This is a genomic window from Kitasatospora sp. NBC_01287 (genome assembly GCF_026340565.1).
Taxonomy (GTDB): domain Bacteria; phylum Actinomycetota; class Actinomycetes; order Streptomycetales; family Streptomycetaceae; genus Kitasatospora.
On sequence record NZ_JAPEPB010000001.1, the window covers coordinates 8,452,141 to 8,478,667 of the forward strand.

General features: G+C 67.6%; 28 protein-coding genes. All 28 read right to left on the reverse strand.

Going from position 1 to position 26,527, the window contains the following annotated elements; translation table 11 throughout:
- Nucleotides 1–123: 123 nt before the first annotated feature.
- Complete coding sequence (locus OG455_RS36185; protein ID WP_266300508.1) at nucleotides 124–615, reverse strand: hypothetical protein; 492 nt, start codon at nucleotides 613–615, stop codon at nucleotides 124–126.
- 20 nt (nucleotides 616–635) lie between these two features.
- Nucleotides 636–1,172, reverse strand: a complete 537-nt coding sequence (locus OG455_RS36190; RefSeq protein ID WP_266300509.1) for a helix-turn-helix domain-containing protein — start codon at nucleotides 1,170–1,172, stop codon at nucleotides 636–638.
- 132 nt (nucleotides 1,173–1,304) lie between these two features.
- The gene (locus tag OG455_RS36195) at nucleotides 1,305–1,667 is read right to left on the reverse strand and encodes a hypothetical protein (protein ID WP_266300510.1); all 363 of its coding nucleotides are present in this window, start codon (nucleotides 1,665–1,667) and stop codon (nucleotides 1,305–1,307) included.
- Nucleotides 1,668–1,871: 204 nt separating this feature from the next.
- The gene (locus OG455_RS36200) at nucleotides 1,872–2,225 is read right to left on the reverse strand and encodes a hypothetical protein (protein WP_266300511.1); all 354 of its coding nucleotides are present in this window, start codon (nucleotides 2,223–2,225) and stop codon (nucleotides 1,872–1,874) included.
- 82 nt (nucleotides 2,226–2,307) lie between these two features.
- On the reverse strand, nucleotides 2,308–3,129 hold the full coding sequence (locus OG455_RS36205; RefSeq protein WP_266300512.1) for a GH25 family lysozyme: 822 nt from the start codon (nucleotides 3,127–3,129) through the stop codon (nucleotides 2,308–2,310).
- Between the two features lies 1 nt (nucleotide 3,130).
- Nucleotides 3,131–3,700, reverse strand: a complete 570-nt coding sequence (locus tag OG455_RS36210) for a phospholipase D-like domain-containing protein (protein WP_266300513.1) — start codon at nucleotides 3,698–3,700, stop codon at nucleotides 3,131–3,133.
- The gene (locus OG455_RS36215) at nucleotides 3,700–4,578 is read right to left on the reverse strand and encodes a hypothetical protein (RefSeq protein ID WP_266300514.1); all 879 of its coding nucleotides are present in this window, start codon (nucleotides 4,576–4,578) and stop codon (nucleotides 3,700–3,702) included. Before OG455_RS36215 ends, OG455_RS36210 begins: the two co-directional genes overlap by 1 nt.
- 69 nt (nucleotides 4,579–4,647) lie before the next feature.
- Nucleotides 4,648–6,432, reverse strand: coding sequence for a right-handed parallel beta-helix repeat-containing protein (locus tag OG455_RS36220; protein WP_266301086.1), 1,785 nt, complete (start codon nucleotides 6,430–6,432; stop codon nucleotides 4,648–4,650).
- A gap of 31 nt (nucleotides 6,433–6,463) precedes the next feature.
- On the reverse strand, nucleotides 6,464–6,769 hold the full coding sequence (locus OG455_RS36225; protein ID WP_266300515.1) for a hypothetical protein: 306 nt from the start codon (nucleotides 6,767–6,769) through the stop codon (nucleotides 6,464–6,466).
- A 9-nt stretch (nucleotides 6,770–6,778) separates the two neighbouring features.
- Complete coding sequence (locus OG455_RS36230) at nucleotides 6,779–7,987, reverse strand: hypothetical protein (RefSeq protein ID WP_266300516.1); 1,209 nt, start codon at nucleotides 7,985–7,987, stop codon at nucleotides 6,779–6,781.
- Nucleotides 7,987–9,075: a hypothetical protein gene (locus OG455_RS36235; RefSeq protein ID WP_266300517.1), complete on the reverse strand. Its 1,089-nt coding sequence runs from the start codon at nucleotides 9,073–9,075 to the stop codon at nucleotides 7,987–7,989. Before OG455_RS36235 ends, OG455_RS36230 begins: the two co-directional genes overlap by 1 nt.
- Nucleotides 9,076–9,084: 9 nt before the next feature.
- The gene (locus tag OG455_RS36240) at nucleotides 9,085–10,335 is read right to left on the reverse strand and encodes a phage tail domain-containing protein (protein WP_266300518.1); all 1,251 of its coding nucleotides are present in this window, start codon (nucleotides 10,333–10,335) and stop codon (nucleotides 9,085–9,087) included.
- 32 nt (nucleotides 10,336–10,367) lie between these two features.
- A complete protein-coding gene (locus OG455_RS36245) occupies nucleotides 10,368–14,720 on the reverse strand; it encodes a hypothetical protein (protein ID WP_266300519.1) in 4,353 nt (1,450 codons plus the stop codon).
- 19 nt (nucleotides 14,721–14,739) lie between these two features.
- Nucleotides 14,740–15,024, reverse strand: coding sequence for a hypothetical protein (locus OG455_RS36250; protein WP_266300520.1), 285 nt, complete (start codon nucleotides 15,022–15,024; stop codon nucleotides 14,740–14,742).
- A 38-nt stretch (nucleotides 15,025–15,062) separates the two neighbouring features.
- On the reverse strand, nucleotides 15,063–15,461 hold the full coding sequence (locus OG455_RS36255; RefSeq protein ID WP_266300521.1) for a hypothetical protein: 399 nt from the start codon (nucleotides 15,459–15,461) through the stop codon (nucleotides 15,063–15,065).
- Between the two features lie 67 nt (nucleotides 15,462–15,528).
- Nucleotides 15,529–16,113 carry a hypothetical protein gene (locus OG455_RS36260; protein ID WP_266301087.1) on the reverse strand — a complete coding sequence of 195 codons (585 nt, stop codon included), beginning with the start codon at nucleotides 16,111–16,113 and terminating at the stop codon, nucleotides 15,529–15,531.
- A 99-nt stretch (nucleotides 16,114–16,212) separates the two neighbouring features.
- A complete protein-coding gene (locus tag OG455_RS36265; RefSeq protein WP_266300522.1) occupies nucleotides 16,213–16,575 on the reverse strand; it encodes a hypothetical protein in 363 nt (120 codons plus the stop codon).
- Nucleotides 16,572–16,748, reverse strand: coding sequence for a hypothetical protein (locus OG455_RS36270; RefSeq protein ID WP_266300523.1), 177 nt, complete (start codon nucleotides 16,746–16,748; stop codon nucleotides 16,572–16,574). Before OG455_RS36270 ends, OG455_RS36265 begins: the two co-directional genes overlap by 4 nt.
- An 11-nt stretch (nucleotides 16,749–16,759) precedes the next feature.
- Nucleotides 16,760–17,260, reverse strand: a complete 501-nt coding sequence (locus tag OG455_RS36275) for a hypothetical protein (protein WP_266300524.1) — start codon at nucleotides 17,258–17,260, stop codon at nucleotides 16,760–16,762.
- Nucleotides 17,261–17,278: 18 nt separating this feature from the next.
- Nucleotides 17,279–17,659, reverse strand: a complete 381-nt coding sequence (locus OG455_RS36280) for an HK97 gp10 family phage protein (protein WP_266300525.1) — start codon at nucleotides 17,657–17,659, stop codon at nucleotides 17,279–17,281.
- A gap of 8 nt (nucleotides 17,660–17,667) precedes the next feature.
- Nucleotides 17,668–18,081, reverse strand: coding sequence for a hypothetical protein (locus tag OG455_RS36285; RefSeq protein ID WP_266300526.1), 414 nt, complete (start codon nucleotides 18,079–18,081; stop codon nucleotides 17,668–17,670).
- Nucleotides 18,078–19,013, reverse strand: a complete 936-nt coding sequence (locus OG455_RS36290; protein ID WP_266300527.1) for a hypothetical protein — start codon at nucleotides 19,011–19,013, stop codon at nucleotides 18,078–18,080. The genes OG455_RS36285 and OG455_RS36290 overlap by 4 nt, the downstream gene beginning before the upstream one ends.
- Before the next feature lie 14 nt (nucleotides 19,014–19,027).
- Nucleotides 19,028–19,363 carry a hypothetical protein gene (locus tag OG455_RS36295; RefSeq protein ID WP_266300528.1) on the reverse strand — a complete coding sequence of 112 codons (336 nt, stop codon included), beginning with the start codon at nucleotides 19,361–19,363 and terminating at the stop codon, nucleotides 19,028–19,030.
- Nucleotides 19,364–19,407: 44 nt separating this feature from the next.
- Complete coding sequence (locus tag OG455_RS36300; protein WP_266300529.1) at nucleotides 19,408–19,845, reverse strand: hypothetical protein; 438 nt, start codon at nucleotides 19,843–19,845, stop codon at nucleotides 19,408–19,410.
- Between the two features lie 96 nt (nucleotides 19,846–19,941).
- Entirely contained in the window at nucleotides 19,942–21,435 is a 1,494-nt protein-coding gene (locus OG455_RS36305; RefSeq protein WP_266300530.1) for a hypothetical protein, read from the reverse strand.
- A 79-nt stretch (nucleotides 21,436–21,514) separates the two neighbouring features.
- Complete coding sequence (locus tag OG455_RS36310; protein ID WP_266300531.1) at nucleotides 21,515–23,107, reverse strand: hypothetical protein; 1,593 nt, start codon at nucleotides 23,105–23,107, stop codon at nucleotides 21,515–21,517.
- Between the two features lie 53 nt (nucleotides 23,108–23,160).
- Nucleotides 23,161–23,541, reverse strand: a complete 381-nt coding sequence (locus OG455_RS36315; protein ID WP_266300532.1) for an XkdF-like putative serine protease domain-containing protein — start codon at nucleotides 23,539–23,541, stop codon at nucleotides 23,161–23,163.
- A gap of 11 nt (nucleotides 23,542–23,552) precedes the next feature.
- On the reverse strand, nucleotides 23,553–26,525 hold the full coding sequence (locus OG455_RS36320; protein ID WP_266300533.1) for a phage portal protein: 2,973 nt from the start codon (nucleotides 26,523–26,525) through the stop codon (nucleotides 23,553–23,555).
- Between the last annotated feature and the right edge of the window lie 2 nt (nucleotides 26,526–26,527).

The window sequence follows — 26,527 nt, forward strand, 5'->3', positions numbered from 1 at the left end:
GTCAGCTAGAGGAGGCTCACCCCCGCTCGCGCGGGGAGGGCGTCATGCCGAATGAGATTCTTACACCCCACGCGGCTCACCCCCGGCTTCCCGGGGACGGCTTCACCGTAGCACCGGCCACCGTCAGTCGGTGGCCGGTTCACCCGAAAGGCGGAGTTCTGCCGCGACCCGCAGCCACTCCGCACGCGATGTGCTACCGCGCGCAGTGTCCACACGCTCGCGCAGGTCGTCCGGGAATTTGATGCTGAACGCCTTGCCGACCTCGGGCCGGCCGCCGAGGTTCGGGCCGGCCTCCTCGTCCGGCTCCCCGAAGTACTTCAGGAGTGCCTCTTCGGCTTCCTCGCTGTCTGCGGTCATCAGCCAGTGACGCGCCTCGTCGTCGGCCAGGAATTCCCATGTCTCGGGCCCGTTGAACTCGGAGCGGGCGTCGGTGTGCTGGACCCATCGGCCCTGCTTGGTGCGGATCAGCTCGCTGTAGCCGATCTGCAGGCCGGACTTGACGCCGCGGTGGTTGTTGCCGTCCCACCGCTTGCCCTCAGGAATCTCGGCGGTGGTGACGTTGGGGTTGAACCAGCCGAGGCTGCCGTCGGGCTGCTGGACGGTGATTCGGGCCATGGTGGCGCTCCGTTCCGGGGTCAGTTCGTTGCGGCGGCGCGGATGCCGGCCACGACGAGGGCGAACAGGTTGATGGTGTCGCGGTCGCCGTTGAGGTAGCGGATGGAGAGCTCGGTGGACCCGTTCTCGTAGGCGTAGAACTTGCCGTCGGCGACGTCGAACCAGACCTTGTCGATGCTGGCCAGGATGGCGCCGATGCGGCCGTTGGCGATGCCGCGGCCGCCGAGGCTGGCGCCGTTCACGCCGCCGCTCTGGTAGCGGCTGATGTCGAGCCCGGCGAACTGGGCCCAGTCGTTGAAGTAGATGCGGTCCTTGCCGTTCTTCTGCCAGCGGCTGCCGCCGATGGCGACGAGGCGCTCGGGGGTGAGGGTCACGGGCTTGGCCTTCCGGGTGCGGCGGATGCTGAGGGCGATCCGGTGGGTGAGGGAGGCGGTTTCGATGGCCCAGCGGCGGCCGACCTTGGCGGCGGTGACGGCTCCGTAGCGGCACCAGTGGCGGATGGTGGCGATGGTGACGCCGGCCTGGTGGGCTGCTTCGGTGGTGGTGATGGTGGCCATCGTGTCCCCTCCTCTGACGTTTCCGATACCGAAAACTATAGCCGCCCTGCCCGAGGTTTTCAATACCGACAACCCAGCTGGACGCACAGAAGCGCCCCCGCCCGGCCCGAAGGCCAGGCGGGGGCGTGGCTACTACTGGTGGGGTTCCTTCATCGGGTCGCGAATCGGCTCGACCTTGCCGCGGCGCCCGTCGGCGACCATGCGGGCCCGCTGGTGCATCAGCACGGCGAGGACCATCAGGACGACGACCCGGACAACCCGCAGCACAGTCGAGACCGGACCCGATGGCCACAGGGTCGCGGCGACGGTGTAGGCGCCGAGCAGCCCGATCGACACCGTGACCGTCATCATGTGCCGGCCGACCCTGCTGCTCCTCCACGGTGCCCGCCGGTACACGGCCACCGTGCGCGTGCACGCGATGGCGATTAAAGCCGACGCCGAGACGTTCGCGAGCTGCGACCAATCAAGGCGTGACAGATCCGCTAGCGCCAGCATCAGCGGCCTCCTTCCAACGCCCCCCGGATTGCGTCTGCGAAATGGTTGCGCTCGCGGAGCACCCGGAGGACACCCGCGACCTCCCCGACTTCGCTTGCCTGCCCTTCGCAGGCGATTCGCCCCGCCTCAGCCCGACGCAGGGCCGCCTCCGCATCCCTCTGACCCTGCGTCGTGCGCGGCACCATCCGCACCAGCGACACCGGGTCAGGGCGGCGACGCCACAGCCTGCGGATCCACTGCGGCACCGGCGGTCACCTCCCGAGTAGGGCGAGGCAGCGACGTCAGGACGTGCGCCGCGGTGCGGGACAGCTCCAGCAGCTCGCCAGTCTGAGACTGCGACAGATGCCGGCCGGCCTCACTGGTCTCGTACGCGGCCCGCCAGGTGTCCCGCTCCGCCATCAGCTCTTTTATCCTCGCGTCCCGGTCGGCGATCCGCGCGTCCCGGTCCGCCCTGAAGTCCCTCACGGTGGAGCGCGGCACGAGCGCGCCGCGCAGTACCAGCACAACGAACAGCGCAACCAGGCCGGCCGCGCCGCCCGGCCACAGGGATACAGCCATCACATCCGGAGCCCCCTCCGCAGCCAGAGCCCAGATCACAACCCCCAGCGGGTAGACAAGTGAGCGGTCACGAGCGGGCGGCTCACGTCACCGGATCCGCCCAGGCCGCCGCCCACGTGGCCGGGCCGACCACGCCGTCCACGGTGAGCCGCTTCTCCTGCTGGAACTGCCGGCACACCGCGGCGGACGCCGAGCCGTACCAGCCGTCCACGGTCAGCGACCAGCCGCGGTCAGCCATCTGCTGCTGCCAGGTCCGTACGTTCCCGTCGTGCAGCATCGGGGACTGCAGCCGCAGGTACTCGCCCGGCCACGCCGGGGCCGGAGCGAACGACCGGGCCCAAGCGCTCAGCGCCGCGGTGCTGCCCAGGTGGCAGTAGTCGTGGTCGACACCCGAGCTGGAGTACTGGTGGAACAGCCAGCTCGCGCTGATGCCCGGCTGCCCGGCGGGAAGACCCGAGGTGGCGATCCACAGGAAGTCCTGGAAGTACCCCGTGGTGTCGACGTGCTGCCAGTACTCCGTGTTGCAGTACAGGCCGACAGGGCTGTGCGGGGCAGCGCCCTTCAGGTGCCGGAGGAACGCCTCCTTGTAGGCGAGCTGCGTGGCGTGCGACACCGCGGTGTTCGCCGCGTCGTAGCCCTCCCAGTCCAGACACACCAGCTCGCCCACCTGCGGCTGCGCGAGCGAGAGGAAGTGATCGGCCTCCTGCTGCGGCGAGTTGGCCATGTCCGGGTAGTGGTAGTACCCCACCACCAGGCCGGCGGCGCGGGCGTGGTCCCGCTGCGCCGTCCACTCCGGGTTGGTGTAGGTCAGGCCCTGGCTCACCTTGATAAACGCGAAGCTCAAGCCGGTCGTATCCGGTGTCGCCGACTGGTAACTCGCCCAGTCCTGCCCGTAGATGCCCATGTCAGTGCTCCTTGTCGGTCTTCGCGGCGATCGTTGACGGGCGGGCCGCCCGAGCGGCGGCCAGCATGTGTGCATGGATCGCGTCTACCCGGGCCCGCGCACGCGTCGCGACCTTCTCGTTCCTGATCACGACCAAGTGGTTGTCCTGCAGCGTCTCGCCGGACGTCGACCAATTCGTTGAGCCGGTGACGACATCCTGACCGTCGACGATCAGCAGCTTGAGGTGCTGAATGGCGCCCTTCTCGGACCGGCCGACCGCGACACTGCTCGCCGGGTATGACTCGCGTGCCAGTAGGACGCGTTCGTGGACGCCGCCTGCCTGACTTGAGTCGAGCGTCAACTGGACGAAGACCTTCTCGTCGGCGAGCTTCTCGTGAAGAGCATCGGCGAGCTCGTCGTCGTCAAAGCCGTACTGGGCGAGAATCAGGCTCGTATCGGCCGACTTGATCAGGTCGAGGAGGACTCCGTGGACATCGTCAACCGGGGAGTAGAAGTCGCGCAGGCCTGGCTTGTAGCCGGGGAAGCCGCCGACCCGGTGGCCATCGAGCGCGCTCAGATCGGGGAGGGCCATCACAGGCCCTTCGCGGTGAGCCAGGTGTGCACCGCGGCGGCGAGCGTGGCGTCCACGGAGGCAGGGGCCGGCGTGGGTGCCGGGGTGGGGCTCGGGGTCGGCTGCGGGGTGGGGATCGGGTTGGGCTTGCCGGTCAGCGCCGCGAAGTCCTGGCCGAGCTGGTACAGGTTGATGCCCTGCGGGTCCAAGCCCTTCGCCGACAGCCAGTCCTGGGTGATGACGACCCACGCCTCGTCCACGTACGTGGACCAGAACGCCGCGGTCAACTTCTGTACCGCACCCCAGGTGACGCAGGTCAGGGTCCCGTCGGCGGCGTAGGCCCCGACCGGGACGCTGTGGCCGCCCTCGATCTTCGAGCCCTTGACGACGTCCCAGGGCTGCCCGGCGTTGAACTGGGTCATGGCGCTGGCTGGGAAGTTGAAGCCGACGTCAACGGATCCGAACAGGTCGATCGCAGCCCGGATCTCGGCGGGGTTGCCGACGTCAACGGACGCGTACGCCAGGATCTTGTGGCCCGCGATGCCGGTCTTCTGCCAGTAGGCGAGGACGTCCTGGATCACCGCGCCCTGATCGGTGGAGGGGTCAGCGGGGTTGTAGCCGCTGACCTTCTCGTAGGTGGTGAGGATGTCCTGGTCGGCGACGGTGACGGTGGTGCCCTGGCCGTAGGTGGTCTCGGCCTGGATCATGTGGCCGACCGCGGCACAGGTGCAGTCCCCGATCTGGTCGTTCAGGTACATGGGCCAGCTGGTGACGCGGGACTGCCAGTCGGCTGTGGTCGGTGCCGGCGGCACTGTGCCCGCGGTCAGGTAGTCGCGAAGCCGAAGTTGCGGTCGGGCAGGCTGGGCGGGGAGCCGGCCGCCACGGAATGTGAGGGTCATGCGATTGCCTCCGGGCATGCGAAAGCCCCGCGCGGTGGCGGGGCTTTGAGGGAGTCGGTGAGGTGGTTGTTAGGCGGGCTCGACCAGGAGCCACGCCACGACGCTCGTGTCACTGGCAGACGTCGACTTGATCGTGAACGAGGTGGAGGCCGTACGGGCGTTGACGTACGGGGCGCCCACCGTGCCGCCAGGGGACTGGATCGTCAATTGGATCCGGGTGTTGGCCGTCACGCTCGTGTTGGAGACCGTCACGGTCCCAGCAGCCAGGGTCGCTGTGCCGGAGCGGGCGTTGCTGCCCTCCGCGATTGCCAGTCCTGCGCCTGCCGAACCGCAGATGAGAGCCTTCGCGCTGCTCGACCACGAGGTCCAGGTCCCGTTGGACTGACCAGCACCCACCACGAAATACGAGTCGGTCTGCAGTTGGGCGCTGCTGGACCGGTACAGGTCGACGTCCTGGCCGGCGTTCCCAGGGCCCCACTGGAGTTTGCCGTCCGAGCCGACCGTGAACCGCTGCTGCGTGTCCCCGGTGACCTGGGCCTGCAGAAGCACCGTCGAGGTCGCCGCCCCGACGGGCGACGCCGTCCCTGACCATGACCAGGTGCTGATGCCCGTTCCGGTCAGCATCGCGCCGCGCCGGGCAACTGTGTTGCCGCCGCCGTCGTACCAGCCCGCCGTGACAGCGGTGAGGATCCCGGAGGACACGGTGACGTAGGCGGAGCTGGTGACGGACACGCCGTACTGCGGGGTGGTGAGGCCACTGCCGTCGTCGTTCGCGCCGGTGACGGTCTGGAAATTGTCGACGATCACCTTGCGGGTGGTGCTGGCGACTGCGAGGCCGGCGTATCCGGCGGAGGTGCTGGCGCTGCCGTCGCGGGTGGCGCGGCAGCCGACCATGGTGATCAGTCCAGTGTTGGTGGACGCGGTGACGGACCAGCCGTTGTGCGCGTTGCGGTCTGTCGAGCAGCTGATGTAGCTCTGGATGCCGTTGCCGCCGGCGAGTTGAAAGCCGTCGCTGCCGGACCACTCGGCGCGGCACCCGACGAACGTGGTGCTGTCGGCTCCGGAGATGTACCAGCCGGGCCCGGTACAGCCCAGAACGTACACATCGTTCAGGAAACTGTCGGTGGAGTTGTTGAGGACCACGCCGTAGCTCGCCGCCCACAGGACGGACACCCGGTCGAAGTGCAGGCAGTACGGGGCCTGCGGCCCCGACGAAACACCCATGTTGTAGGTGGTGTTGATGCCGACCCCGGTCGCACTGCGGACCTGCACTTCGCGCAGAACCAGATGCTGGATCTGCCCGGTGGCGCGAATACCGTCGACCGCGGTCGCCCCAGGGACCGCGGAGCCATCGATCGTCAGGTTGCGGATGGTGATCTCGCTGGCCAGCGTCGCGTAGCTGCCGAGCTGCTGGTCCAGGACCTGAATGGCCGCCACACCGCTGAACGTGGCGAGCGGCTTGATGCAGGACGGCGCGACCCAGGCCGTGGACTGGGCCTCGCCCCCGCCGTGACTGCCCTCCAGGGTGGTTCCCGGCAGGACCTTGATCGGTGCGCTGGTGCGGTAGATGCCCTTGGGCAGGTAGACGACGCCCCCCACCGGGCATGTGTTCAGCGCGCTCTGGATGGCCGCGGTGTCGTCGGTGGCACCATCCCCCAGGGCCCCGTATGCCTTGACGTTCAGGTAGTCCAGGCCGGACACAGCCCCCGGCGTCTGCCAGGAGGCGTTGCCGGCGGAGTCGGAGGTGAGGACGCTGCCGTTGGCCGGGCTGGTCGTCACTTTCAACGCCGGGAGGTTGAGCGGGCCGGTCATCGTGTCACCGGCTTTCGAAACTTTGTCGGTGGCGCCGTACATGGAGACCACGTGGGTCCTCCCAGGTCGAGGGTCAGACGAGTTTGCCGAGGACCACGTAGGTCCGGGACGCGCCTACCGGCACGACCAGGACGCTGTCGCCGGCCGCGGGCGTGTAGGGCGCGAGGCGCTGGTAGGGGCCGGTCAGGGTGGTTGCCCCGTTGAGGTAGGCCTTGGGGTCGCCGCTGCTGTAGCCCGGGTCGATGGTGGCGGGCAGCGCTGCGAGGGGCCAACCCGAGTCGATGGACGCCGTCCGCGTCTCCAACCTCGAGACGCGCTGCAAAAGGGCCCTGAACGTCGTCTCGAAACGCCGTTGCAGGTCCGTCGGATAGAGGGTCACGACAGCCTCCTAGGCGGCGATCACACTGGACGTTGTCAGCTGGTACGACTCCGCTTGCTGCGGGCCGGGCGGGTAGGCGGTCCAACCGGTGACCCGGACCGCCACCTGCAGGCCAGGGGAGCCGTCAGCCTTGGCCGGGTGCAGCGCGGACGTCGCGGTGAGGACCGTGGAGTCGCCGAGGGTGATGTCCCGCAGTCGCGGGAGGGAAGAGCCACCCACGGTGATGACGGGCAAGGTCATCGCCTGAGTCTTCAGGGCGACTTGGCCATCCGCCCAGGAGTCGATCTGGGCTTGCGTGGTGACAACTGAGCCCTGCCAGGACGCGGTGGACTCCATCAGCGGATACCCGCCGGCCAGGTCCGCGAGGTCAGCACCGTGCGGGTACACCGACTGCCACTGCTGCGCCGAGCCGTTGGGTGGTGCGGTGGCCCAGACGATGTTGCTGGACTGCGAGCCGGTGCGCTGGTAGCCGTAATCCAGGCAGTTGCCCGGGTAGCTGAGCGTGTACCCGGCTTGCGCGGCGGGGCGCCCCAGTTGCAGGTAGGCGAGCCGCAGGAACACCACGAGGTTGCCGCTGCTGTCCAGGCCGGGCACGAACGCGTACTCCAGTTGGCCGCTGGCGCACATGTCGGACCAGGCGCTGGATATCTGGGTGAGGTCTGACCACACGTATGACGCGGTCCATGGGACCCCTGCGATCGCCGCGGCCCCCGTCGGGAGCACCAGGCGTGCGACCGGCCCGTTGGTGGCAACCGTCTGCAGGTATGCGGCGGTGCGGGTGGCGGCCGGTGAGACGCCGGTGGCGATGTACGCCGACTGCTTGCTCTGCCCGTAGACGATCAGGTCGGTGAATGCGGTGCAGAGGTCGACCTGCTGGTACTCGATCGTGTCCGTGATCAGCCGGTGCGACCAGATGCTGTCGAAAGTGTGCGCCTGGATCGGCAGCGTGCCCTGGGCGCGGCTGGTGTCCGGCCAGTCCCACACCGGGCCGGCCCACACCGGGTAGCCGTCCTCGAGGACCCACAGGACGGCCCGTCGGCATTCCAATGCCCGGACAAACGGGGCGTTGACCGCGTAGATCTCGTCCAGGGTCAGCTGTCCGGACAGCGTGCCCGACCCGTTGAGTTGGGCGCTGAAACTCTGGACGTTCAGGGGGATGCTGTCGGCCAGGACCCGGCCGCTGATCAGGTCGGTCGCCTGATACGTGAAGACACCCATCAGGTCGACACTGGCTTTACGCGCAGGATGATGCTCGCCGCGGTGCTTGTTGTGGCGAACTGGCTGAACTGGATCGATGACAGCGTGTTGGTGATGCTCACCGATACGGTGTGCGTTCCGGCGGACGGGGTGTCGGCGGTCGACGGGGAGGTGTAGTAGCTCCAGGCCACCCCCGACTGGATGTAGGAGTCGGCTGTTGCCTCGGCAGCGTAGATGCTGTCCAGCAGGGTGCTGTCCAGATAGAGCCGGTAAAAGGGCCGGATCTTCGATGAGGATGTGGTGGCGGACTGCACGCCGGGGCTCTTGAAAAAACACTCGATGTCGGTGTAGCCGTCGGTGGTGACGGTGGTGCTGATGATGGTGTGCTCGGCCGAGTCACTGACCGTGTACGGGGTCGTCAACTTCGTCATCGCGGGCTGCCACGGCAACACCTTCAGCTGGGTGGCCGCCGTCAGATTGTTGTTGTGGTAGAACGCGCCGGACGTAGGATCGTAGGCCAACTGTCCGAGGTACCCGGAGGCGGACCCCTTGACGGCGACCAGGACACCACCCGCGGCCGTCGTGAAAACCCGTTTTTCCGTCAGCAGACCCGACGTGATGGTCGACGTCCCCGCCGGGACCGACAGCTGTGACAGCGTCAGCGAGTTCGCCGGTGCGGACGGGGCGGAGGGGGCCGGGCCGGGTGTTCCGGTGATAATCGCCACAGCCCCGAAAGACGCTGAGGTACCCACGTCGGAGACATAGGCGACGATCAGGTCGATTCGTGGATTCGTCGGGTCCGCGGTGGCCACCGACAGAGTCGCCTGCGAGGCGAGCGTCGAAGCGTACCCGCCGTACAGGACGTTCGAGGAATTCGCGACAACGAAACTGCCGGGCTGCACCAGCACGTTCATGCCCGTGCCGGGCTGCACGTACAGGCCGGCACCACCAACGACCCCGGAGCGTAGACCGATCGTGCTGCCGGTGGTAATGCCCGGGTCGAAGAAGAAAGCAGTGACCCCGCTGTTACGCAGGTCATTTCCGCCGCTGCCGTCGTAGGTGCAGCCGGTCAGCCACATCGGCAGGCTGGTGGTCACAGATGTCGCCATGCGGCCCTCCTAAAGGTACGCGTCATGCCAATACGCTGTCGCGGTGCTGCCACTGGAGATCGACGCGCCGCCGTACTGCAACGTGTTGGAGCCCGGAGCCAGTTGCCACCAGGACGAGGTCAGGTCGGCGGGCCAGTACGTGCCGCCGGTGGACGGAAAACCCGGACTGGTGGAAACCATCGTGGGATTCACATAACCCTGCCGGTTGAGGAAATCCACCACCAGCACATCACCCGAATTGAGCGTCACCGACGACCAGGACACGGTCTGACCGGTTGTCACGTTCGAGATTCGTGGCCCGCTTGCCGGCCCAGAAATGACAACGACCGGTGGTGAGAGGAAACTTCCGCCGTTGACCGCGTAACCCCCACCCGGTGGCGGTGACGAATGCAACGTCACGGGGACGGTGAAAGGTGTCACCATGGTGCCGCCGCCGCCGGACGGCAGCAGACCGACGGACAGGGACCGTTGAGCCACCGCGTATTTTCGCGGATCCGGTGCCACGAGACCGACGGTGAACGTCACATCAGTGAGCGTCGGATACGCCTCGGTCAACTTCCCCGACCGGCGCACCCATGCGTATTTCGGCACCGGCTCGTCATACCGGAGCATCGCGAGATCCGACACGGGAACCGCCTGCTGCAGCGTCGCACGGGCCACATCCCGCAGCGCCTGTGTCGGGGCCGACGCCGTCACGGTGAGAGTCATCGTGCGGGCCGCGACGTACTGGGGGGAGGCCCAGGCGCCGTGGTCACCGGCGCGGGCGACCAGCCCGCCGCCCTGCACGTCCGGGCCGTCCCAGCCCTCGATCTTTCGCCAGATCCAGGAAACCCCGCTGGCATCTGTCTGGCCGAACTCCACGTCCTGGGACCCGTAGAGCAGGCCGCCGGTCCAGTAGCCGACGTCACCGGCCGGCACCGCCGGTGTGACACCGCCGGTGACCGTGAAATCCTCGACGCCCAGGAACGTGCTAGTGCCGTACCCGCACGTCCAGTTGGCGACGTACACGCCTTGCGGGGAACCCGCCGGGATGATCCAGATGCACGAGTACTGGCCGACGCCAGTGCGCCAAACCTGCCCGTAGGTCGGGGAGGAGGCCCCCGAGTAGGTGAACGGGCCGGCGACGTCAGGGACGAAGCCGACTTGCTGGCCGTAGGTGATGTCCAGGGTGATGGTGGACGGGTCGGCCAGGACGCCGGCGGTCGCCGAGTAGAAATTCAGGTTGAGCTGGTACGGCTGCCCCGCCTGCGCTGTTGACACTCACTCGCCTCCTCCGTCGTGCTGGGCATTGGTCAGCCGAGTGCGAGAGCCATGTCCCGTTTGATCGCGGCGAGTTGCTCAGGATTCGGGTACTGGGTGCCGGTGAAATTGATGACGACGCCCTTCGATCCGAGGGCGGTGCCGGCCCCGCCCTGTTGGGTCAGTTGCCGCACGATCGCTACGAATGCTTGCGATTCGTCCGGGGTCAGGACTGCCTCGGGCCGGCCGAGCCCGTTGACGGGCATCCCGGACGGCATGAGCCAGCCCCCGGAGTCGTAGCCGACGTAAGGGCCACCGCGGGCGAGTGACTTGATGCCGGGCACGTTGGTGACGTCGTGGTAGCGGGCCTTGATGTAGTTGATCGCGGAGGCGATGTTTGCCGTCGGATCGAAAATGTTGTTGGCGGTCCCGGCCTGGTGATAGGCAAGAAACGTCGACATGATCGTCTGCATGATGCCGCGCGACGGGTCCCCGGCTGCGGCGTTGGAGTCCCAGTTGTTCGCCGCGTTGGGGTTGTTGCTCGACTCGTGCATCCCGATCGTCTCCAGGTCCGGGATCCACGACGTCGGAACGCCTGTTGCCTGCACGGCGGCTGCGAACCAGTCGGCGACGGTGCCGCTGATCGGCCCCGGGGACGAGGCGCTGCTGCTGCCCTTGCCCGATGAGCCGCCGCCGAAGAGGGACGCAACAGCCTGAACCGCGTCATGGATGAGTGTCGTCGGCATGCCGAGCATCAGCTTGCCGAGATTCCCGACCGCATTCGTCCCGACCAACTTCGTCAGTGCGTTGTCCAGCGCGGTGGTGTTTCCGGTCGTCACCGCTGCGACGATCTTGCCGAGGTCGACAGCTTTGCTGATACCCCCGGTGACGTCACCCCAAAGGTTGCTGATGATGCCGCCGCCCTTGTAATGGCCCGGGGTTGAGACCCGCCCACCGCCGTAAGCAGCGTTCAGAGCCAGGACCGTCTGCGGCCCGAGCGCCCGAACAGCCTCCGGCACAAGGACACCCTCACCCGGGCTGAGCATCGCCGGCACAGTGTCCTCACCCGGCGCATAACCGGGAACCACACCGCCAGTCGCGAACGGCTTGATGTCCGGCAGCTTCAGGGAGTCCTGCCCGATCGCCCCGACAACACCGTTCCACAGGGCCTCAATACCGTCGGTGTAGACCGTGGAGATCAGAAAGTTCACTGGCGACTTGAAGACGTCCTCCAGCTTTCCCCACGCCGTCCCGAAAGTGCTGACGAAGGACTCAGCCCCTTTCTGAATGTCCGAGAAAAACGGCGCGAAGACATGGTCCTTCAGCCAACCGGCGCCGGACTCGATCTTGTCGAAAGCTTCGGTGAAACCGGTGACTAGCGGCTGGATCCCGTGATCGTAAAGCCACATTGCCCCCCACTCGATCGCCTGCCAGAACGGGTCCAGCACGTTGTGCCACAACCACAGTGTCCAGCTCTCGATATCCGCGAAGACTTGCTTCCAGTGCGTCGCCAGATAGATAACCGCGGTGACAACCAGGGCGATCCCGGCAACGATGCCCATCGTCGCCAGGTTCTCCGCGATGAACGCTGTCGTCGCAGCCGCCGCCTCGGCGACGTTCTCCGCAATGAACGTCGCCGCAGCCACGGTCTGTTCGGCGATCCACGTGCCGGTAGCGACGGCGGCCGCAGCCAGTTTGGAGCCGAAGTCGGCGACAAAAGCCGCGGTGCTGGACGCCGCACTGCTCATGGCAGTGCCAACGGACGACCCCCAACCGGCGATGGTCTCGCCCGCGCTCGACGCGAACGTCCCCAGGGAACTCATCCCCGAGCGGGTCGCCGCCGGCAGGGTTGTCGTGAACCAGGTGCCGACCGAACTCGCCGCACTCATGAAACGCGACGCCAACTGCGAACCGGCGTCTTTCGCGGACTGCAGCAGGAGTTGCGCGTCCAGCTTGGTCGGCATGACGCCCTTCACCGCGTTGGCGATGTTCGAGCCCCACCCAGAGACGGCCTTGGAGACGTTCTCGCCGGCATACATGGCCTGCAGTCGGATCCCGTCCCACGGGCCCCCGGGAGCGGCGAATCCCTTGACGGACTGCACCAGGTAGTCCCAGCCGCCCCCAGGACCGAGCGAGTCCTTGAACAGGCCCGGTATCGACTTCAGGGTGCTCTTCAGCGGGCCGAGGAGCGCCTTGTCGCCGAGCTTCTCCAACGGCCCGAGCAAGACATCGGGGATGATCTTCTTCAGGCCCTGGAGGGCGAGCATCCCGGCGACGATGTCACCGATCACTTTGACGACCGTGCCGTTGGGGTGCTGGTTGAGGTATGTCGCGAGCGGGCCCAGGGCCTTGGCCACCTGACCGATGATCACGCCGAGCGGAGGGCCGATCTGCGCGATGATCACGCCGACAGCGCTCAGGAAATTGTTGATCTGCGGCGTGTACGTGCCGATGCTCGCCGTCAGCCCGGTCAGAGCATGCCCGATACCGGCCAGCACGTTCGCTATGCCGCTCGACGCTCCCGGCGCCGAACCGATCTTCAGCAGCTCGCCGGCGAACCCGGCGAACGCTGGCACCACGACCTGTGCGAACTGCAGACCGTTGGTGACCAGGCCCGCGAAAACCTCCTGCGCGCCCTTGGTCTGCATCGCCCGACCCAGATCGGCGAACGCCCCCGAGATCAACGTGGCCATCTTCGTGACCGCGACCGTGACCTCCGGCATCATCGCCGACACGCCCTGCAAGAACACCAGTAGGCCAGGGGCGATCGCGTTCTGTGCGGCCGTCTCCAGCTCCTTGAAAGATCCCTTCATGCTCAGGATCTGCTCAACGACCTGCTGGGCCGCGGGCGACAAACGCGCCATGTCCTTCGCGAACTCGTTCGCCGCCTCATTGCTGGTCGACATCGTCGCGGCCATCTGCAGCTGCTGCTCCCGCAGCGTATCCGTCACATTCCGCTCGGCCAGCGCAACGTTCCGGGCGTCCATCTCCCGCTGGAAAGCGGTCTGCTCCTCCGTCGCGGCCAGCTGCATCTGAGCCTGCTTGATCTGGTCCGCATTGTTCAGCTGCGTCAACGTGGCCTGCGACTGCGCCTCCGTGAGGCTCGCGTGCGAGTCCGCCTGCCCGTACTGCGCGGCGGTCACCGCCTGCTGAGCCTGAATGACGGTCTGGGAACCGGACACACCCTGCTGATGCGCCAGGTTCGCCGCATACGCGGACGCCGTCTGCTGATCCTGGGCGTCCGTCAGCTGCTGCTGGGCACGGGCCACCGCAAGCGCCGCCTGCTGACGGTCCAGGCTGGTCGAGTAAGCGTTCTGGTTCGTCAGGCGCTGCTGATACATCGCCTGCTGAATCGCCAACTCAGCTGACTGCACGTTCAGTTTCGAGTCGGCCAGCTGGTCATCGAGCTGCCGGACCTGCTCGCGGGCGGCCTCCCACGCCTGGTTGAGGTTGTACTGCGCCTCACTGAGGCTGTAGTCCGCCTCCTCCACGCCCTGCTGCGCCTGCTTCACGGCCTGCAGGGCCTGGACCTGCTGCTCCGCCGCGTTCCGCTGCACCGACGCCAAGTTCATCTGCGACTGCTCGATGCTGTTCGCCGAGGTGATCGCGTCCTGCGACGCCTGCATCCGGGCCTGCGTCACCTGGTCCTGCGCCTGCTTGTTCTGCACCGAGTTCGAGAACTGGGTGGACGCCAACTCCTGCGGAGTCAGGCCGACGTTCAGGCTCGCCTGGTGCGCGGCGGACAGCGCCTTCCCGATCCCACCCAGGCCAAGGAACCCGGCGGCACCCCCCAGACCAACGGCCGCGGCAGCACCACCCAGACCCGGCAACATGGCACCCAAACCCAGGGCCAGCGCGCCGCCCAGGCCGCCGCCCTCACCGCCACCACCGGACGAGCCCCCACTACCACCGGACGCACCCAGCCGGGCCGAGGCGGACTTGGAGCTGAAAGCATCGAGCTTCGCCCGAGCCTCATCCAACTTCGCGTCGAACTCCGCCGTGTCCAGCGAAACCACCGGCGCGGTGCGCTTGCCGTCGAGCTGATCCAACTTCTCGCGGGCCCGATCAACCTGCTCGTCCAGCTCCGAGCTTTCCAGGCCGATATCCGGCCGCGCGCTCTTGCTGTCCAGTTCGTCGATCTTCGCCCGAGCCTGATCAGCCCGTGCACCCAGGTCCGCGTCGTCCAGGTGCACCGACGGCTCAGCCCTGGCGCCATCCAGCTCATCGACCCGCGCCCTGGCCTGGTCTGCTTTCGCGTCCAGCTCGGACGTGTCGAGGGTGACCCGAGCCCGCGCCTCAGTGCCAGCCACCGCCTCATCGAGCCTCGCCTTCAGCTCCTCCTTGAAACCCTCCATGTCGGGGCTGACCTGCACAAACGCGCTGGCAACGCGGAAACCCTCAGGCATCGAGGCCCCCTTTCACCAGTCAGCCGTCAGGGGCCCCGAAAGAGAAAACACCGGCGAACGCCGGCTCCGCCTGCAAGGTGGCTCGTATCCCAGGGTTGATATCGCGTCGGCCTGTACCGGCCTCGTGACGCGGGCCGGCGGCGGGAGACTGCTGCTGCTCGTCGCGCGCCGCGAGCGTGCGGGCCTGCATCACGCCCTGGTAGGCGGCCAGCCGCCACACCAACCGGAAATACCGCGGACCGTCGAGTGCGGTCGGGTCGTCGATGCGGTGGAACACGGACAGGTCGGACTCAATGTCGTCCAAGTAGTCCAGAATCCACGCCAGTTGGGCGACCCGCTCGGTCAGGCTTTTGGGAGTTCCAGGGCGCCCACAGTCAACCTTGAGGCGATCTCGCAGATCCCCTGGAACTGCTCCTGCGTCAGGTCGTCGTAGTCCATCAGCGCCTGGTAGCCCTCGGCGCCGAGGAGCTTCTCCAGCAGGTAGTCCATGGCCTGCGCCTCGCCGATAGTCCGCGACAAATGCAGGTACTTGAGGCCGACGTTGACACCGGGCTTGAGCGTGACCGAGTACTCGCGGTCATCGATGTAGAACAGCGGCACACGCTCCGCCGGCGCTGTGCTGCTCGTCAGGCGCGGCGGCTCGAAGGCGACCGCCCCGCCGGCCGCGGGGGTGGGTGTCGGATCCGGCGCGGTGCGGCTGGGGCGCTTCGCGGGGGCCTTTGCTCTCACGGTTGCTGCCATGTGAATCTCGCTTGAGGGTTGAGGGTGATTGGCTGGGTCCCGGCACGGGCTCACGTGCCGGGACGGGTCACGCCGTTTGGTCGACGATGTGGACCGGCGAAATGCTGCTGCTCACGAAATACGCCGTGAACGTACAGTCGAGGCTCTGTTGCGTCTTCTTGTCGTACGCCAGCGTGGCCTTGACCTGCGACAGCACCTTGCGGACGATGATGCGCCGCAGCGCCGGAGCGCTCGTCGACAGCGTCGGCGCCCACCCATCGATCATCAGCGCCGCGTACGTCGGCTGCGTTGACGACGAGCCCACAGGAATGTCCAGCGTGCTGTAGCCGGTGCCGCCACCCGTCGTACCGATGCTGTTGAGCGCGGTGTTGAGGTTGGCGAGAGTCATCTCCGACAGCTTCGCGGTCACGGTCATCTTCATGGCCGTCAGCCGGGAGCCGACCATCATGGTCAGCTGATCGACCTGGAGGTCCTGGTACGTGTTGTCGACCTCGAAGGTCACACCGCCGTCAGTGCCGCCCACATCCGTCCACGGCGCCGACGGCGGATTCGACGGGCCATTGGGGGTCACGGCGGAGTCGAGTGGCTCGGTGGCACCGAAAGGGGCGACGTAGAGCCTGGCCGGACCTAGTACCAAATTTGCCGCATTCACGGTCAAGGCGATCAATCCTTCTGGATCAGGCGCCGCAACTGGGCGCGGGCATGCGAAAGGCCCGCACGTGGCGGGCCCGGACGTGGTGCGCAGGGAGGGTCAGATGACGCCGATGTACTGCACGAGCGCGACGGTCACGTTGGCCGCCGTCCCGAAATTCACGGTCATCACACCGCCGAGGGTCTCGTCGCTCGGGAACGGGCCGATGACGTTCGTCGCTGACGCGGTCAGCGTCGGCGTGAGCGGGGCGACAGCCTGACCCTCGATCGTCGTGCCGATCGGAATCGAGCACGTCGACCCGCCGGAGGCGACAGCGATGACCAGGAACTCCCGGCCGGTGTTCGCCCACGTCACACCGGTGTTTGAGCCGAGCGTTCCGGCTGCCATGAGCGTCGTGAGATTGAGAGGCGCGGAAGCGCCCGTCCTGGGGAGCTGGGTGGGGGAGAGACTGAGCAGGCTCATGGCGTCATGTCCTTCTGCGCGCTCCCCCTCGGGGCCGGCGCAAGGTCGGGGTCGGTGGGTGCAGCGGCCGGTTCGACGAGGAGGCCCTGCGAGCGCAGCACCTGCACCTCGTCCAGTGGCACTTCAATCGGGCCGGGGAAAATCGTCGTCTGAACGGTGGCGTACTCGGCCACAGCGGGTCCTCTCACTCGAAGACATCGGTGGGTGCTACCCAGGACAGGACCAAGTCCCCCTGGTAGCAGGCGTAATCACCCTGGTCGTCATAAAGCCGCCGGAAAGCCGTGGCCAGGTAGGCGCCTTGCACCACGGCCTGCGGGTAGGTGACGCCCGCGGCGGACAGCGCCAGCGGACGCGGAATGCGGCGCCGGTCCCACGTCGCGTACCTGATCGCCGAAGCGAGCGCCGCGGCCTTGTGCCAGGGCGGTTTGTTGCTGCCTGGCACAGCAGCCCAACAGTCGACCTGCAGCACCGGCCGGTTGATGGGCAGCAGCGGGTCCGGGGTCCCCCCGATGACCGACACGGTGATGAAGCCGGTCGCGATCCACGGTGCGACCAGGCCCTGCGGATCAACATCCGGGGGCAGTTGGGTGCCGACCATGGTTGGTGTGAGGCCCGGGATCGAGCCGAGCCATGCGGCCGCGACGAGTTCATCGTTCGGCAGTAGCGGCAGGGAAGGAGTCGTCACAGGTCACCCCCTGCTGTGCTACTCGCCGCGCTCCTTGAAAAGCGCCGGACGTAGAAAGGGCTGGGGGCGTGTGCCCGGGTGGTCGACTTTTCCGACTGGATGGCCAGCACCCGGCCAGAACAGCGCCCTACGGTCCCGGGGCAGGATGACGTGCGGCCGCGTACCCAGCTCCACGTACGCCGCGTACGTGCGACCGTCGTCACCGCCCGTCGCGGAGACGATCAAGTCGCCGTCCTCGAGGTGGTGCTCGATGCTCTCCTGCAGTGCCCCGGTGCGCTCCGGGCAGTACCGTTTGGCGTCGCTGACGATGTCCGGGCCGAGCCTGTCCGTGAGGAAAGCCTCCACCGCGGCGCTGACCTCGGCGTGCCACGAGTCGTCAATGTCGACGCGGTTCGTCATGGCGCCCCCTAGTCCGAGGTGACGTTGATACCTGAACGCATGCGCAGGGTGAGGACTTTCGGGGCCGGGTAGTAGCCGATGCCTGGCTGTTCCCGGATTCCCTCGATCATGTAGTAGTAGCCGGTGGACTCGTCCATCAGCGTGTCCGTGGTCTCGACGTCGACCCACGCCGGGACGATGCACTCGATGGCCCGGATGATCTGATTCCGCTGTGAAGCCGCGTCGAAGTAGGTTTGGGAGGTTTCGGCGATCGCTGCCTGCACGCCCGTGTACCGGGGGATCCCGACGTCGGAGAGGTCCCCGTACGGGTTCGCCTCGACACCCCGCATGATCGTGATCGTGCGGTTGAGGAACCGCAGAGCCCCGGCGCCGCCCGTCGCACCACCGCTGCCGCCGCGCGCGGTGCGGGTGCGCGCCATCACGCGACCCGCCGGTAGTCGTCAAGGATCATCTCGACCTCCTCAGCGAGGACGGTCGTGCCGCCGGCCATCTGCCCGGACAGGGACTGCGTGGAGATCGCGTCGATCGTCTCCAACGCCATCACCGAAGCCTGCAACGCGGTGGCCCGGATGACGTCCGGCGGCAGTGCGGACAGGACCGCGTCCGAGCTGTGGTTGAACGTCAGGGGCTGGGACAAGGTGAGCACGCCTGGCCCGGCCTGCACCGCGCCAGCGACCCCGGGCAGCTGCACCGGAACCGTCGCCGCAACCGATGCCACCTCGACCAGCTCCGTCGACACCCCGTCGTACAGGAAGCCGACAGCCCCGGCCCATCCGGTGACATCATCCACAAGCACGGTCTGGGCGCCAGCGGTTGCGGTTGCGGTCAGCCCGGCGTGCGGGTGACCCGACTGGTAGGACGTCATCACGTCCCAGCCGCCACGACCGCGGTCCCAGGTGATGTAACCCGGTGCCACATCAATGACGTTGCCGCCCGACGGGCCGGTGTCCGGCGTCGGTGCTGCCGTCATGATCACCGGCTGCCTGATCTTCCACTGCCCGGCCGGCACCACCGTCCACTGCTGTGGGAACGCAGTGGACGGTGACGTCTGAATGGCCTCGACCGCGGTCACAGGCCAGCGGCGCGTCACGATCGTGCCCCTGCAGGTGGACCGGTCCGAAGCGATCCGCGGCAACCCCGGCCCGGAGCCCGTCTCCGTGTTGATGACAGCCCGCAACGGCTGCCGGCAGTACCGGTCCACCGCCGACGTTGCCTGCCAACACACCTGCGCCAACTGGGCGGCCTGCTGCTGGGTGTTGGCCGTGAGCGTTGGGACAACGGTCCAGGAGATCCCGGCTGGCGCCGAGGTGAGCATCGCCGGTGTGATGTACGGCGTAGCAGGCATCTGCATCACCGCCGTTCATCTGTCTACTCGGCGCCTCGAGAGGAGGTGGTTCGCTTGGACGTTCGCTTGGCCGGGGTCTCAGCAGCCGACTGCTCCCGGAAATTGCTCTGGGCGTTCACCAGCTGCTCGACCGCCTGCAGCAGTGTCGCCGGGTCCTTGCGGCGCTCGACCTCCTCGGCGATCAGCCTGTGCTGCCGCTCGATGTCGGTCTCCCAGATCCGCGCCCCACGCACAGCGAAGCCGTGCTCCCTGGCAGCGAGTGGATCGGGCAGGTCGAAGCCGCCGTCCGCGTCGGCTTCGAAATGACCATATTCGGGGTCGTCGAGCGCGGTGGCGCCCGTGCGCGAGTACAGGCGCATGCCTGCTCTCCAATCGGCAGTGAGGGTGGGTGATGTGCTGTCGGTCAGCGTCCGAACAGGGAGAACGAGACGCCACTGAATACCGGGCTTCCAGTTCCAGTGACGACCCAGCGGATCCTGCCGTTGAGGGTCAGGTTGTAACCGGTCGAGATGTTGCCCCAGACGGGTGTCGCGAAGCCGAGGACGACACCGGAGATCGCGGTGGGGTTTGAGGTGAGGACCCAGTTGCCGAACGCGTCCTGAACGTCGAAGAACACAGCGAGCCCCGGGCTACTCCCTGCCACCGATCCGACGTTGACGATCAGCAAGCCGTTCGAGACCGCCGACACGTCGATGACACCACCGACCTGGTTCGTCAGCTGGTTTTTGACGTTCGCGGTCACGGTGTCCGAGTTGCTGTTCAGCGTCAGGCCGTCGGCGCGGAATAGTTCCTGGGTGCTGGCAAGTGTGGTGAACGGGGCTGTTGCCCGCGTGGGCGCCATCGCACCTCCTGTAGGACTGGCGAGGGAAAGGCGTCACCTGCCACCTGGGATGCTGACACACCCCAGGTGGCAGGAAGCAGGTGAAATCAGTGCCGGTCAGGCCACATTGGACAAGACCGCCATCGCCACAGGCGCTCGGTTCACGAAGGCACCGAGAGACTCGATCTCGTAGTCGACTCGGGGCCCCCCACCTGCGGTGTTCGCCAGACGGGCGCTCGCGTAGTCGTACCGGTAGGTGTCGCGCAGGGCCCGGTACTCCAGCACGTTGGACACATTGGCCTGCGGGAACGGAACCCTGTCCGTTCGCGCGACGATGGTGCCGGGCGGCACCGACGGGTGAACCTCGATCGGCACCTCGATGCCGCCGGCGGGTGCGTTGATGACGCTGCCGACCCGGCCACCCGCGGTGACGTTGAGACGCCCCGAGGAGTCGGTGTTGAGGAACGTCGTCGCGCCGGTCGACCCGAGGATGAGGGTCGCGGTCTCCTGCGCCTGCGCCGCGTTCATCATCAGCGCCGTGGGGCTGCACTTGACGGCGTTCCACAGCGGCAGGAACAGGTACTGGTTGAACTCGTTGATGCTGCCGCCGCCCAGGGTCAGCCCGGCCCCGTCCAGGGAGGAGAACGTCGACGGGTTGGTGTTGGCGGTCCCGGACTGCACCCACTGGCCGGTCGAGGAGTAGTCGCCGGACAGGGAGGCGAGGAGCCCGTCGTACTGGGTGGGGTCACCGGAGTTGTTGTCCGCGGCCGTGTTGATGGTCGGGACCGTGTTCGCGGTGCCCTTCCAGTTCACGGACAGGTCGGGGACGGCGAGGCCGGAGGGGAGGGCGTTGTTGGCGGAGATGACCGAGGTCATGGTGACCGTGTTGACCGTGGTGGTGGTGTAGTAGTACCAGGTGGTGCCGTTCGCGGACTGGAACCAGTCGTAGCAGACGGCACCCCGCACCGCGCCAACCGTCGCGGTGAGGCTGTTGGTTGTGCCGGAACCGAACGTGGTGTTCGCCGAGTTGCCCTGGCTGTTGCCGGTCCCGTAGTAGTAGCCGATCCCGGTGCGAGCAGCGACACCGACGTACACCTGGACAGCACCGATCGATCCGCCGGTGGCGTGCTGGGTCAGGGTGGGCGCGGCCGGCCGGGCCAGCGGGAAACTCTGGGCGCCGACGAGCGCGCGGTCGTCACCGATCAGCACCTGGTTCAGGGTCTGGAAGGTTGCGACGGCGTTGGCGTCGGAGTAGCCCTTGGAGAAATCCTGCGCGTCGAGGGTGACGGTGCCACCCATGCCGGAGCGCATGTACTTCGCCTGAAAATCCTGCTCAGAGACCTTGGAGACGTTCGCCGCGTAGTCCAGGCCCATGAACGGGCTGGGCTGGGCGCTGGTGTTGTTGAGGATGGCCCTCCACACGGCGTAGGGGTTGCCGTCTGTGGCGGTGACGCGCGGGATGGCGTCGCGGGCGGGGGTGACGACCGGGACGAGCTGGACGAGCGGCCCGAGATCGTAGGAGTACAGGCCGGTTGCGGTGGTGATGCCGTTGGTGGAGGCCTTGGCGATCGCCGCGAGGGTGGCCTCCGTCATTTCCTGCTGGGTGTTCATGAGCACCTGCTTCGGGGTATGCGAAAGCCCCCGACGGCGTTGGCCGGTCGGGGGCTTCGAAGTGGGTGGGGCGCTGGGGTTAGCCGCGCTGCTGGAGCTGGTCGAACGCGAGGCGGGCCTGCTGGTTCATGAGGGCCGCGATGTTTCGCTGTTCGACGGCGTCGGTGGAGGCCATGAGGCTCTTCTTGAGTTCCTGGGCCTTGCCGACGTCGATGGCCGGGGCGCCGTGGTTCTGTCCGCGAAGGTGCTGCGGGACGGGACCGGCCCCCTGGGTGAAGACCTTCGGCTCGGCGGGCTGCTCTTCCAGCGTCCCGATGCGGCCCTTGAGCGTCTCGACGAGTTCCGCCAGTTCGAGGACCGCATCGCCGGTCTTGGCGATCTTTTCGGCCTGGGTGGCGCTGTGCTTCGTCATGGCGTCTTCGACCGCGGCCAGGAGGCTGCTCTTGAACATGTCCGAGAGGGTGGTGTCGTCGGTCTGCTTGGTGACTGCGCCGTCGTCGGGGGTGGCGTCGGCGGGGGTTCCGGCCTGGTCCGCGGGCTGCGGGTCAAGGTCGGTGGTCTGGGTGGCGTCGTCCGCCGTCTCGGGGGAGTCGTCTGAGGTGTCGGCGTTGTCGGAGCTATCCATGTCGTCGGGATCGGCTTCCGCGTTCGCGACGGGGGTGATGTCGGCGGGGTCTGCGATGCCGATCAGCCGGCCCTTCTGGTCGTAGCAGACAACCACGGGGGCCTTCTCGCCGTCGGCCTTTGCCATCGGCTCCTGGGTTCCCATCGCGGGTTCCTGGCCGGACGCGTCGATGGTGTCGGAACTCTCGGTCGGTACGGGCATGTTCGGCTCCTCGTGTGCGGTCTTGGCGACCACGGGGCCGCTGCTCTTCTCGACAGGTGCGGCGGGCAGGGATGCGAGCACGTTCTGCAGGCTGTCGACCGCGTCCCGGATCGCCTGCTCGTTCGCCGCGGACAGGCTGCGGCCTGCCTTCGCGATCGGCGCGAGCGCTTCGAAGGTGGCGAGCGGCGCCACGTCGAATCCTCGAAGCGCCTTGCCGACCTGCTCCATAGCCTCGGTGCACAGCTCGGCCTCGGCCTGCTCGTCGACGGCGAATCCGGCGAGGGTGTCGATGACGTAGTCGAGGGCGCACTGGGCGTCCTGCAGGTCCCACGCGTTGTCGGCGTCATCGGGGTCGACGGTGGCAGCTTCGAGCAGCTCACGGTCGGCGAGGACACCCAGGGCGTTCTTGAGCCGGACCGCGATCGAGATCCACTTCTGGGCGGTGGCCGCGTCGACGGCCTCCCAGGCGGGGCTGCCGGGCTCGTTGGGGTCGCCAGGGGCGTCGTCGGTGTCGGGTGCGGCGAGGACCACGGTGGGGTCCATGCCGTCGGCGCTGTCGTCGAGTTCGCCGGTGACGAGCGCCTTGGTGACCCCGTCGTCCTGGGCGTTCCGCTCGCCCGTCTTTGCGACCGGTTCGGCGGGCTCGTGGCGCGCGGCCGCTTCGTGGATGAGCTTCATGAGCGCGCCGGGGCTGCCTGTCATCGTCACGGTCTCCTCCAGGGCGGGGTCAGGTACGGACTTTCCGATGAGCTCACGCACAAGGTCCGAGCCCATGAGCCCTGTGCCATCCGCTCGCTTGGCGATCAGGAACGTGGTGCCGTTGGCGGCCTTGTCGACGAGGTCCACGCGGGGGATGTCGGCGTCGACGAGCTCGGTGAACTCGTCCTCGGCGCGTGAGGTCATTCGGTGCTCCGTCGTGTGATGCGCCGCGCCTGCCCTTGCGGCGAGAAGCCGGTGATCCGGCCGGACTTGTAGAGCCGCCACGCGGTCTCGTCGCAGATGCCACCCAGGAGCCAGTCGCCGGCCTTGACGATGGTGCCGTCGCCGACATCCCAGTCGGGGCCCCGGTAGATGTAGGACTCTGTGACGGTGAAGTGGCCGACGGTTTCCTCGGGTCCGTGGAACAGCCCGACTTCGGCGCCGCCGGGAAGGAAGCTCCATGCGGCCTTCTCCAGCTCGTCCGCCGAGAAGTAGTCGCGGCCGCCGTCGGCGCCGCGCTGGATGCGCGGGTCGGGTCCGGCCTGGTAGGCGACCCCCAAGAGGTAACGCTGCTCAGGCATTTGGCCACCTCCTAGGCGGGGACGAGGGCGCACCGGCAGCGCGGGTGCGCGGGTGGTGAGATGTCGCCGCTCGGGTAGTTGGTCCCGATCGGTCGGGGGCCGGCGGCCGCGTTGGCGTCACAGACGGGGCAGACGCGGCCGTCCGGCTCGGTCAGCCATCGGCCCTCGTGCACCTTCTGCTGCTGGTAGTAGTCGGCGGCCGCTGTCGCGGCGCCGCGAGTGGTTTCGGTCACCGCAACGGCCTCAACTGCGCCCGGGTCGGAGGCAGCATCGCTGACCGCCTCGGCGAGCGCGTCAATGTCAGCCACTGGACCGGTTGCCAGCATGTGGGCGACGGCTTTCATGCGGGTGTCGGCCACCTTGTCGGCCAGTGCGGGGATGGCCGCAAGGACGGCAGTCAGTCCGGCGGCGAGTCCCAGCTCTTCGATCCGGTCTCGCGCGGTGCCGCTCTGGCCGGGCTGCCAGCCGCTTGTCTGCAGATCGCCGCCGCTGACGGTGGCTTGAGCAGAGGCGGCGCCGAGGAGATAGGCGTCAGTGGTCAGCCCGGTCAGGACGGGAACGAGCGGGTCGGTCAGGTCGATGCCCTGCCCGTCCAGCCAGTCGATGGCATCGTCGATGGTCGGCTGTTCCGACTGCTGGGCGGTGTAGCCGTTGACCAGCCGGCGTGCCCTGTCGATGGTGACGACCCCGGCGAGCGCAGCGGCGATAAGCGGAGCCCAGTGCGCGGCGACGGCAAGATCCAGCTCCCATCCGGGCCAGGCCCCGTCAGGGGCCGATCCTTTTGGGCTGGCAGCCGCCTTCAGCAACTCCCCCGGCGCGTCATCCGGTTCGATGCCGAGCGCGGAGAGCACGTCCGGAAGGCTGGCCAGGAGTTCAGGTCGCACGGCGGGGTTGCCGGCGAGTTGGGCCGGGTCCCACCAGGCGATCGCCTCGATGCAGTCGCCATCCGGGTCGTCTGGGTTCGACACCTGGTCGCGGCTGCTGAGCGGCACCCAGTCCTCGGAGTCGACGGTCCAGACGGTGCCCTGGTAGACCCCGTTGGCGCTCGTCCAGGAGCCGGTCTGGCATCCCGGCGGCGGTATGCAGCCGGTCTCCTCTGACCATTCCCGCCAGGCGCCCCGAAGCGGTGTCTCATCTCCTTCAAGGTGACCGCCTGGAATCTCCCAGGTGCCGGCGGCCGGATCCTCGGGGTCGAGGGCCCGCTGCAGCATCAGGACCCGGCCGGTGTCGGCGGCCTGGACAGCGAGGCCGGCTACAGCAACCTGACCGTCGGCCTTACGAAGGGCGAGCCTGCCGTCTTGGTTGAGGCGGCGTGCCCGGACAGGGTCGATGGTGCGGAACTCGAAGTCCCTCCATCGGCCGGCGCGGTGCCGGGACTTGGTGAACTTCCGGAACGCGGCAAGTTCGGCTTTTGCCTCTTGCTCGCGTTGCTGCTGGCCGCTGCCGGCCTTGGCCACTGGGGCAGAACCCGGGGCGGCTGGCTGTGGCGGTGGTGCAGGAGGCAGTGCGGAGGGCCCGTATTCCTGCTCGGCGAGCGGTGCGGTGAGCACCGGGGGGTTCGGCATGACGCCCTCGACGCCGGCGAAAGCGGTGTGCGGTAGCTGTGTGCCGGGGGTTGGTGCGGCGGTTGCCGGGTCGATCTGTCCGGCGACCGCGTACAGGGAGGCGAGCGGGATGGGGCCGCCTCGCGCGTCGAAGATGAACCTTGGCACGGGGATGCCTTCGGGTTCTTCGAGCCCGTACCGCATGGAGCGGATGTCACTGGCGCCGATCACGCCGTTCTGGATGTAGATCTGATCGGCTTGGGCCTGCTGTAGCCGGTCGGCCTGCTCTTCGCCCAGGTCGAACGTGAAATTGAGGGGGAGCCCGAGGTCGTCCTGGAGGAAGGCGCTGAGGATGTGCTGCAGGTGGCGGATCAGTGGGAGGTCACCGACGCGGTGCTGTACGTCGGCCTGGGATTCGCCGGAGGAGAGGTTGACGTTCTCCGTGAACCCCATGTCACTGGGTACGACGTGGAACGCGGCGGCGGTCTTCCTCATCAGGAAGAGGCTGAACTGGTCGGTGAAATCCTTCTCGTTGCTCCACGCGATCGTGGACCCGCCGGGCATCCACTTGATGGTGTGTTTGGCGGCCTGGTCCCCGGCCATGAACGAGTCCCACAGTGTCTGCCACTGCTCGATCTGGTCGGGGGACCACGATTCGGGTGCGGACGCGAAGGCCTGGGGAATGTTGCCTTCGGTGAACCGCTCCAGGAAGTAGACCTGGAAGCGGATGTCCGTGTTGGCGTTGAGGAGGATCGTCTCCAGCGGCGCCAACCCGTACGGTGAGTTCGGGCGCTTCCGAAACGGCTCATAGATCAAGTCACCGCGGGTCAACCAGTTCCACGGCAGGCCGTTGATGTACTGGACGTAGGCTTCTGCGCTGCCCCCGGGAGACCGCCCCCAGTAGTCCAGCAGCGGGGCGATCGTGGTCCCGTCGACGTTCATGAGACCGATCGCGTCACCGCGCCGGTTCCGCAGCCGGTAGAGGGCACCGGCGTCGTAGGCGAGAACGTCGTACAGGTAGGCGGACAGCCAGGTCGAGAACGGGGTTTGACGGTCTGGCCGCGCCAGGGCCGCCATGCCAACGTTGATTGCGTCGGCCACATCACCGTCGAAGTGCGGGGCGGCGACCAGCGACCAGTCCAGGGACCGGATCGAGTCGATCCTGTGCCAGATGCACATCTGGGCGACGTCGTAGGACTCGATGAGACCGCGGAGACTGTCAAAGCTGACCCGCTCGTGCGATCGGGGCCGGGCACTGGTGTTGTAGCTGGTGACGTACTCGTGGGCGCGGGGTGTGCGGGAGTAGCCGTCGTACGGGCTGATGGGTGTGCCGGGTGAGAACGGCGCGGAGGGCGTCATCAGGGCGGCGTTCTCACCGGCGGTCATCGCGGCTGGGGCGCCCGACCCGAACGTTTTGGTGAGGCGGCGGGGGTCGGGCACGT

What these genes read in the sequence shown, in the direction of transcription:
- OG455_RS36215 (WP_266300514.1), bottom strand. Translation starts at nt 4,578, where the DNA reads ATGACCCTCACATTCCGTGGCGGCCGGCTCCCCGCCCAGCCTGCCCGA.
- OG455_RS36300 (WP_266300529.1), bottom strand. Translation starts at nt 19,845, where the DNA reads ATGGCGCCCACGCGGGCAACAGCCCCGTTCACCACACTTGCCAGCACC.
- OG455_RS36315 (WP_266300532.1), bottom strand. Translation starts at nt 23,541, where the DNA reads ATGCCTGAGCAGCGTTACCTCTTGGGGGTCGCCTACCAGGCCGGACCC.
- OG455_RS36305 (WP_266300530.1), bottom strand. Translation starts at nt 21,435, where the DNA reads ATGAACACCCAGCAGGAAATGACGGAGGCCACCCTCGCGGCGATCGCC.
- OG455_RS36210 (WP_266300513.1), bottom strand. Translation starts at nt 3,700, where the DNA reads ATGGCCCTCCCCGATCTGAGCGCGCTCGATGGCCACCGGGTCGGCGGC.
- OG455_RS36235 (WP_266300517.1), bottom strand. Translation starts at nt 9,075, where the DNA reads ATGGCGACATCTGTGACCACCAGCCTGCCGATGTGGCTGACCGGCTGC.
- OG455_RS36195 (WP_266300510.1), bottom strand. Translation starts at nt 1,667, where the DNA reads ATGCTGGCGCTAGCGGATCTGTCACGCCTTGATTGGTCGCAGCTCGCG.
- OG455_RS36245 (WP_266300519.1), bottom strand. Translation starts at nt 14,720, where the DNA reads ATGCCTGAGGGTTTCCGCGTTGCCAGCGCGTTTGTGCAGGTCAGCCCC.
- OG455_RS36220 (WP_266301086.1), bottom strand. Translation starts at nt 6,432, where the DNA reads ATGTACGGCGCCACCGACAAAGTTTCGAAAGCCGGTGACACGATGACC.
- OG455_RS36265 (WP_266300522.1), bottom strand. Translation starts at nt 16,575, where the DNA reads ATGAGCCTGCTCAGTCTCTCCCCCACCCAGCTCCCCAGGACGGGCGCT.
- OG455_RS36280 (WP_266300525.1), bottom strand. Translation starts at nt 17,659, where the DNA reads ATGACGAACCGCGTCGACATTGACGACTCGTGGCACGCCGAGGTCAGC.
- OG455_RS36185 (WP_266300508.1), bottom strand. Translation starts at nt 615, where the DNA reads ATGGCCCGAATCACCGTCCAGCAGCCCGACGGCAGCCTCGGCTGGTTC.
- OG455_RS36205 (WP_266300512.1), bottom strand. Translation starts at nt 3,129, where the DNA reads ATGGGCATCTACGGGCAGGACTGGGCGAGTTACCAGTCGGCGACACCG.
- OG455_RS36230 (WP_266300516.1), bottom strand. Translation starts at nt 7,987, where the DNA reads ATGGGTGTCTTCACGTATCAGGCGACCGACCTGATCAGCGGCCGGGTC.
- OG455_RS36255 (WP_266300521.1), bottom strand. Translation starts at nt 15,461, where the DNA reads ATGGCAGCAACCGTGAGAGCAAAGGCCCCCGCGAAGCGCCCCAGCCGC.
- OG455_RS36190 (WP_266300509.1), bottom strand. Translation starts at nt 1,172, where the DNA reads ATGGCCACCATCACCACCACCGAAGCAGCCCACCAGGCCGGCGTCACC.
- OG455_RS36295 (WP_266300528.1), bottom strand. Translation starts at nt 19,363, where the DNA reads ATGCGCCTGTACTCGCGCACGGGCGCCACCGCGCTCGACGACCCCGAA.
- OG455_RS36200 (WP_266300511.1), bottom strand. Translation starts at nt 2,225, where the DNA reads ATGGCTGTATCCCTGTGGCCGGGCGGCGCGGCCGGCCTGGTTGCGCTG.